Genomic DNA, 6,289 nt, shown 5'->3' with positions numbered 1-6,289 from the left:
ATCTGGAGACAACGGGCGAAGGCTTGAAAGACACAACATCAGGCTCCCACCAGCTAGCCCGTCATACCCACTGAACTAACGAAAAGATCAGTAGTTGTTCTGTCTGGGGAGGTTGTGGACGGGTGAGCCAGGTCTCGGCTGAGGGATCTTGAACAGGTGAGGGCCTGCGCCGACCGAACCGAGGCCCTGGCCCGGTTGCGGCCGGCCGGCGACGCCCTTCACGTCACGGTCCTCACCGCACTGAAGAGTCCCGCCCGCCGCGTCAAAGAGCTCACCGCCGAACACGAGGCGCTGACGCGGGCCCTGGATGCCGAGGTCACCGTACACAACCCGGGCCTGCGGGCGGCCTGCGGTGTCGGACCCGACACCGCAGCACAGCTGCTGATCACCGCAGGAGGCAATCCCGAACGGATGCGGACCGAAGCATCCTTCGCGGCCGGAGCCGCCCCGGTCCCCGCCTCCAGCGGCATAAGCAACCGTCATCGCCTGTCCCGGGGCGGCGACCGGGCCGCCAATGCCGCCCTCTACCCCATCGCCCTGGTCCGCATGTCCAGCGACACCCGGACGCGGGCGTACGCCGCACAGCAAACCGCCGCCGGCCGGACGAAGGAGGAGATCATCCGGTTGTTGAAACGGGCCATCGCCCGGGAGACGTTCCGCTGTCTCACCACCACGGTCACCAGCCCCGACATAGCCGACCTGCGGCGGGGCGAGAACATCACCCTGACCGCCGTCGCTCAGCACTTCGGAGTCTGGCCCGCGACCATCTCCAGACGGGAACGAGGACTCAGCAGGGCCGATGACCTCGCTCACGCCTACCGTGACTGACTACAAGCCGCTTGACAGCAAGAGGAGCATCAACGACGCCGCTCCTGAGTGCCCCGATCCGACCAGCACTTTCGCAACAGGCTCCGGGCTGTTGCCGGACATGACGTTGGTGACACAGGCCAATGCCGGTGAAACCGAGGTGCCGGGACGGGCATCGGTCAGGTGGTGTGCGGGCCATGTCGAGCCCCGAGCCGGACACGGTGGGGGCTGTCGGTCACGCCGTTAGCCCCTGAAGCACTGAGTTCGTAGCCTTGCCGTCCCGCCGTGCTTTGCGGCCGAACGAGTGTGCCCTTGGGACTGGCCGCGGTGACCAGACGCCCTTCCTCGTGTCTCTCCTCGCCTCGGAGTCACTCGATGCCTCTTCCGCTGTACCTGCTTGCCATAGCGGAAGGCTTCGCCCGCCTCAACCCACCAGTTGCCGCGCCTCCGCCTGCTGCATGACATCGGCGTCAAGTAGCTGGAGCGTATAGCCGCGTGCCCCGGACTCGGACTGCGGGGTGCAGCCTCGCCCAACGCCTGCCCGGAGCCTGGACAGCCGCACAATGGAGCGCGGCCTCCTGTACTCGCTGCCGCTGGCCCGGGCAACTTCGCCGCGGCACCGGGCCGTGTGCCTCTGCGTCCACTCCGACCTGACCCGATCGGCGAACACCGACTTCGAACAGGTCGGGAGCCCTGGCTGTCCGGGAAAAGTCCGGACAGGCGATGCCTTCCGTGAGCTTCAGCCCTGGCGGTCAGCCGCTTGTCTGGAAGGACTGCTGATGACGAGCGGGATCCTGCCCGCCGTCGACAGGCTGGTGACAGTTGAATACGAGAGCCCTAGTGGGGGGCTGGCCCCACCTTCGATCAACCGGACAGCCGGATGGCCGGGAGAACGCCGTGTCGGCGACCATGGGCTGTCCCGAGCAAGTCGCCTACCGAGAAGGCAAGATCGTGCGCATTGTCACGGCCACCGCCGTCGCACTGGCCCTCGCCGGCGGAGCCGCGCCGGCCGCCACCGCCCACCAGCCGACCATCGACGGAATCTGGCGCATGGACGGCTACGGCACAGTGCTATCCATCCGGAAGGGAACCTTCCAGGAGTACCAGACCACCACCGTCAGCTGCCTCAAGGGCGACTCCGCGCAGCGGACCGGCCCCGGCACCTACACCACGCCCGACGGCACCGTCCTCACTGTGCGCACCCAAGGAGGCCGCGACCGCGGGTCCATGCGGGTGGACGGCTCCGTCGGCGACCGGATCCTGCGCCGGATCGCGGAGTTGCCCGACGCCTGCACGCGTCCGGCCCCCAAGGGTCCGCTCGCTGCCTTTGACGTCTTCTGGCAGTCCTTCGAGGAGAACTACCCCTTCTTCTCCGCCAAGGGCATCGACTGGCACGCCGTACGCGACCAATACCGGCCCAAGGTGCACACGAAGACGACCAAGGACGAGCTCTACGCCGTCTTCAGCGAGATGGTCAAGCCGCTTTACGACTCTCACGTTGCCGTTCAGGACGGCGACCGCGTCTTCGCACAGGGTCGCCCCGGCACCGTCCTGCCCACTGAGCAGTTGGACACCAAGGTCAAGACGTTCATCGTGGCGCACGACCTCGAGGACGCCCGGAACCTCCAGGATTTCGCCAACGGGCGGATCACCTACGCCGACCTCCCCGGCGGGCAGGGCTATTTGCGGCTCTCCGGGTTCGGCGGGTACGCGGGCGACGGAGCCCCCTTCTCCGCCCAACTGGCCGAGCTCGACAGGGCGCTGGATACGGTCCTCAGCCAGGAGCGCACCCAGCGTCTGAAGGGCCTGATCATCGACCTGCGGGTCAATGGCGGCGGCTCCGACGCCCTGGGAATCCACATCGCCGGGCGCCTCACCGACACCCCCTACGTCGCCTACTCCAAGCGGGCCCGCAACGACCCCGCCGACCCCACCAGGCACACTCGCCCCCAGCCCGCGTATGTCACGCCCGGCCAGGGCCCGCGTTACACCGGGCCGGTCGCCGTGCTGACCGGCGGCTCGACCGTCAGTGCGGGGGAGACCTTCACCCAGGCCCTCATGGACCGGCCCGGCAAGACGGTCCGGATCGGGCAGCCCACACAGGGTGTGTTCTCGGACGTCATGCGGCGCAAGCTCCCCAACGGCATGTCGGCCTGGCTGCCGAACGAGGAGTTCCTGACCCGCTCGGGCAGCACCTTCGACGGCACGGGCATTCCGCCGCACCTCACTGAGCCGGTCTTCACCGAGGAGGAGTTCGACAAGAAGAGGGACTCGGCCTTCGACAGGGCTCTGAACGTCCTGCGGAACCACGGCGGCACCACAAGCTGACGCAGGAGCAGCGGGACCGGGGGACAACCCGCTGGAGATCAGGGAAAGTCACTACCACGCTCAGCAGCACCGACAACACGCGACAGTCGCATACGAGAGCCCGTCACTACCGAGGCCGGGATTCATGGGTTGTTGGGCTGCAACAAGCATCATCGGGCAGATCCGTGACCAGCTCCGCAAGAGCGTCCGCCTTGAGTTGGGCCGGGCGCCCGGCGCGGTCGTCACCGTCATCGACCCGCCAGTCGGCCAGGGCGGCCGAGACCCGTTGGCCGCGACCCACGCGGCTATGACGGCGCGAGGAAAATCAACTGTGAGAATTCCTCTGCGGCCCGGGATGGGTTGCTGTCAGGCTCGGTTGTGCTGATCACGGTCGGGCTGTCGAACGTCGGCGCGGACAGGGCGCGGGCGAGTGCGTTGCTGGCCACGTGTCCAGATCATTGAGCCCACCGACGCGGTCATAAACGACCTGTGTCTGCGGCTCCGCCCTGTGGCCCTACCGCGGGATCGAGCCCGCCGAGCACACGGCCATGGGGCATGAGTACATCGGCGTCGTCGAGGAAGTCGGCTCCGAAGTGAGGAACGTCAAGGCCGGAGCCTCCTCACCCTCTGACACGCCCGCCCATGGACTCGGGGCCCCTCCCACCCCAGTGGACGGAGCGGCGAGGGCGCACCCGCGCACGACGGGTTCCGCTGGCTCACCGGAGCCGAGCTCGCCCGCCCGCTCGCGGCCCGTTGGGCCGACGGAGCCCACGTGCGGATCGTCGTCGCGGCCGGCAAGGCCACCGTGCGGCTGACGGGCAACGCCAGCCCCGACGGCACCACCGTCATCGACGGTTCCTCCTTACAGGCGGCCGCCGAGCACCTCTGCCGGCGAGCGCCAAACTCGGGCTCTCCGCCTGCACCGGGCACGCCACCACCGCGCACCGCATCCGTGTTCTGGGGATCTCCGTCCCGCTCGACATGCCCCTGGCATCACGGGCCCCTATGCCGGGCGAGGCTGGCGACACATGATCGGAGGTGGGCTGACGCCGAAGGACGAGGCGGCTCGTCCCTGCGGCTCCTGCGGGACCCGGTCGCCGCCGGCCTGGATGCGGGTGGGGAGCTGGCGTAGCGGACGACGGCGAGCACGGGTGACCGGCGTGCTACCAGTCGTGCCCCTCCGGCAGGTCGCCCAGGCGGGGGGCGGACAGGTGCAGCACCTCGTAGCGCTCAGTCGCGTCCTGGTCCGGCGCGGACGTGTCTGCCCACAACACGAACCGCAGCAGTTGCCAGTGGTGGGGGTCGATGGCCAACGCGGCGGTATGCACGCCGCCCTGTTGGGAGATTTGTCGCAGCTGCTCGGTCTCCCGCTCGATCAGCGCGGACAGGCCCAAGCCGGTGTCCTCCGGGTCCGTGTGGGAGGGCACGGGGGTGAGGCGGCGCGAGGCTGCCTTGGGAGGTGCCGTGCGAGCGGGGCCGGCGTGGCAGGCAATGCCCGTCCAGTGGCGAGCGGCAGGGCGGCCGAAGTCCCGGAGGATGTTCTGGAATCCGCCGCCGCCGACGAGGAAGCGGGCCATCGCGCCGGTGTCGTTCCACAGGTAGAAGGGGGCGTACTGGTTGACCGGTGAGCCATCGATGCCGCGTTCGCGGATGACATACGCCTTCAGGCCCAGTCCGGCGCGGTCGTCGAGGACGTGGCCGCCATCGGCCACCCGCTTGCGGATGATCGTCATGTCGTAGTCGGCGGGCAGGGTGAGCTCGTACTGCTTTGCGTACACGAAGGAGGTTGCCTTCCTTGGCGAATGGTCAGTGAGTCAGCGGGCCTGTGGAGTATTCGGCCTCGGTGACATGGGCACCGCGTTCGGCTTCGGTGCCGTCCTCGGCGACTTCCTGGATGGCCAGATGGGTCATGAAGCTGGTGGGAGAGGCTCCGTGCCAGTGCCACTCGCCCGGCGCGACGCGCACACTGTCGCCGGCGCGGATGGTGTGCACCCCTTCGCCGCGGCACTGAACGAGCCCGGTCCCCTCGGTGACGTGAAGGACCTGGCCGAGCGGGTGGCGATGCCATGCGGTGCGGGCGCCGGGCGCGAAGCGGACGCTGTCGACCCGGAAGCGCGACGATCCCTCGGGGGCGGCGATTTCTTCGACCCACACCGCGCCGTTAACCCACTCGGATGACGCGGCCGCGGTGGGCTGCGGTGTACGAGAAACACGCATGGGGCAGGCCCTCTCTACTCGTGGGTGGCGGAGATGCGTGCGGTCGGTAAGGGCCCAGCACCGCGGTGACCGCCCTGGCCGGACGGCCGCGCGGAGTCGGCGGCGCGGTGCCGGGGGCGGCGGTTCAGAGGGCGAGCTCTTCATCCAGCCCCGGGGTGAGGACCTCGTAGGGCTCGCCGTCGGCCGCTTCGAGGAAGCGCGCGAGCTCCTCGGGCTGCGTGGTGTAGAAGCCGTCGGCGTGGAAGCCGTCGTAGTGCATCGGTATCGCGGTCCTCGCCTGCAGGAGGCGGGCGGCGACGGCGGCGTGCCGGGCGTCGAGCGCGGACGGGTAGGGGCTCGGCGGCTGGCAGTGCGGGAAGCAGACGGTGGGCCCGTTGATGGGTGTGAGGACGGCGTCGAAGGGGCCGTAGCGATGGGCGGCGCGCCACCAGTAGCCGTGGAACATGGTGTCGCCCAGGTGGATCACGCGGGTGCCGTCGGCCTCGATGGCCCAGGAGACCTGGGGGTCGCCGAGGGTGTCGACGGCGGGGACGGCCGCGATGGTGAAGGGCCCGATCGTCGTGGTCTCCCATAGGCCCATGGGTCGCCGGGGCAAGTCGTGGGCGGCGAGTTCGGCCTCGGCCTTGAGCGTCCAGAGGTTCTCGTGGTCGTCGCCGCCGAAGGACTCGGGGTGCAGGACCGTTCCACCGGGGCGCAGGGCGCGGGCCAGGGCGCCGGCGTCGGTGTGGTCGCGGTGGAGGTGGGTGCACAGGCCGGCGAGCACATGGCCTTCCGCATGCGGCGCCACAACCTTCGGCAGCGGCACTCCCGAGAGCGAAGTTCCCTCCAGGACGCCTTCGGGTCGCCCGAGCAGGTCGATGACCAGGCTCTCACCCTGCGCTTCCAGTTCCACCCCGGCCCAGCCCAGCCAGCGGATTTGCATATGAACATCCTCTCCATCGGTCATTTAGCGTACGAT

The 6,289-nt window shown here is 69.1% G+C and carries 4 protein-coding genes and 2 pseudogenes; 3 read left to right on the top strand and 3 right to left on the bottom strand.

Features of this window, described 5'->3' with window-relative positions; translation table 11 throughout:
• Nucleotides 1–354: 354 nt before the first annotated feature.
• From ABZ079_RS29835 to ABZ079_RS29825, 3 genes and pseudogenes are all read left to right on the top strand, one after another.
• Nucleotides 355–669 (top strand): annotated as a pseudogene (locus ABZ079_RS29835) (transposase); the annotation flags it as partial.
• Between the two features lie 1,089 nt (nt 670–1,758).
• Nucleotides 1,759–3,135, top strand: coding sequence for a S41 family peptidase (locus ABZ079_RS29830; protein ID WP_356942528.1), 1,377 nt, complete (start codon nt 1,759–1,761; stop codon nt 3,133–3,135).
• Between the two features lie 409 nt (nt 3,136–3,544).
• A pseudogene (locus ABZ079_RS29825) lies at nt 3,545–3,728 on the top strand (alcohol dehydrogenase catalytic domain-containing protein); the annotation flags it as partial.
• A 549-nt stretch (nt 3,729–4,277) separates the two neighbouring features.
• Here ABZ079_RS29825 and ABZ079_RS29820 read toward each other — a convergent pair.
• The 3 genes from ABZ079_RS29820 to ABZ079_RS29810 all read right to left on the bottom strand — a co-directional run bounded on the left by ABZ079_RS29820 (nt 4,278) and on the right by ABZ079_RS29810 (nt 6,277).
• Nucleotides 4,278–4,892: a DUF4865 family protein gene (locus ABZ079_RS29820; protein WP_356942527.1), complete on the bottom strand. Its 615-nt coding sequence runs from the start codon at nt 4,890–4,892 to the stop codon at nt 4,278–4,280.
• A 28-nt stretch (nt 4,893–4,920) separates the two neighbouring features.
• On the bottom strand, nt 4,921–5,331 hold the full coding sequence (locus tag ABZ079_RS29815; protein WP_356942526.1) for a cupin domain-containing protein: 411 nt from the start codon (nt 5,329–5,331) through the stop codon (nt 4,921–4,923).
• 124 nt (nt 5,332–5,455) lie between these two features.
• Nucleotides 5,456–6,277: an MBL fold metallo-hydrolase gene (locus ABZ079_RS29810; protein ID WP_356942525.1), complete on the bottom strand. Its 822-nt coding sequence runs from the start codon at nt 6,275–6,277 to the stop codon at nt 5,456–5,458.
• Nucleotides 6,278–6,289 lie beyond the last annotated feature (12 nt).

Source organism: Streptomyces sp. NPDC006314 (genome assembly GCF_040613075.1).
In the GTDB taxonomy this organism is placed as follows: Bacteria; Actinomycetota; Actinomycetes; order Streptomycetales; family Streptomycetaceae; genus Streptomyces.
This window is presented reverse-complemented; position numbering and strand designations above follow the sequence as displayed.

Bases quoted from the DNA above. Each gene is read 5' to 3' on its own strand.
- ABZ079_RS29810 (WP_356942525.1), bottom strand. From the start codon at position 6,277: ATGACCGATGGAGAGGATGTTCATATGCAAATCCGCTGGCTGGGCTGG.
- ABZ079_RS29815 (WP_356942526.1), bottom strand. From the start codon at position 5,331: ATGCGTGTTTCTCGTACACCGCAGCCCACCGCGGCCGCGTCATCCGAG.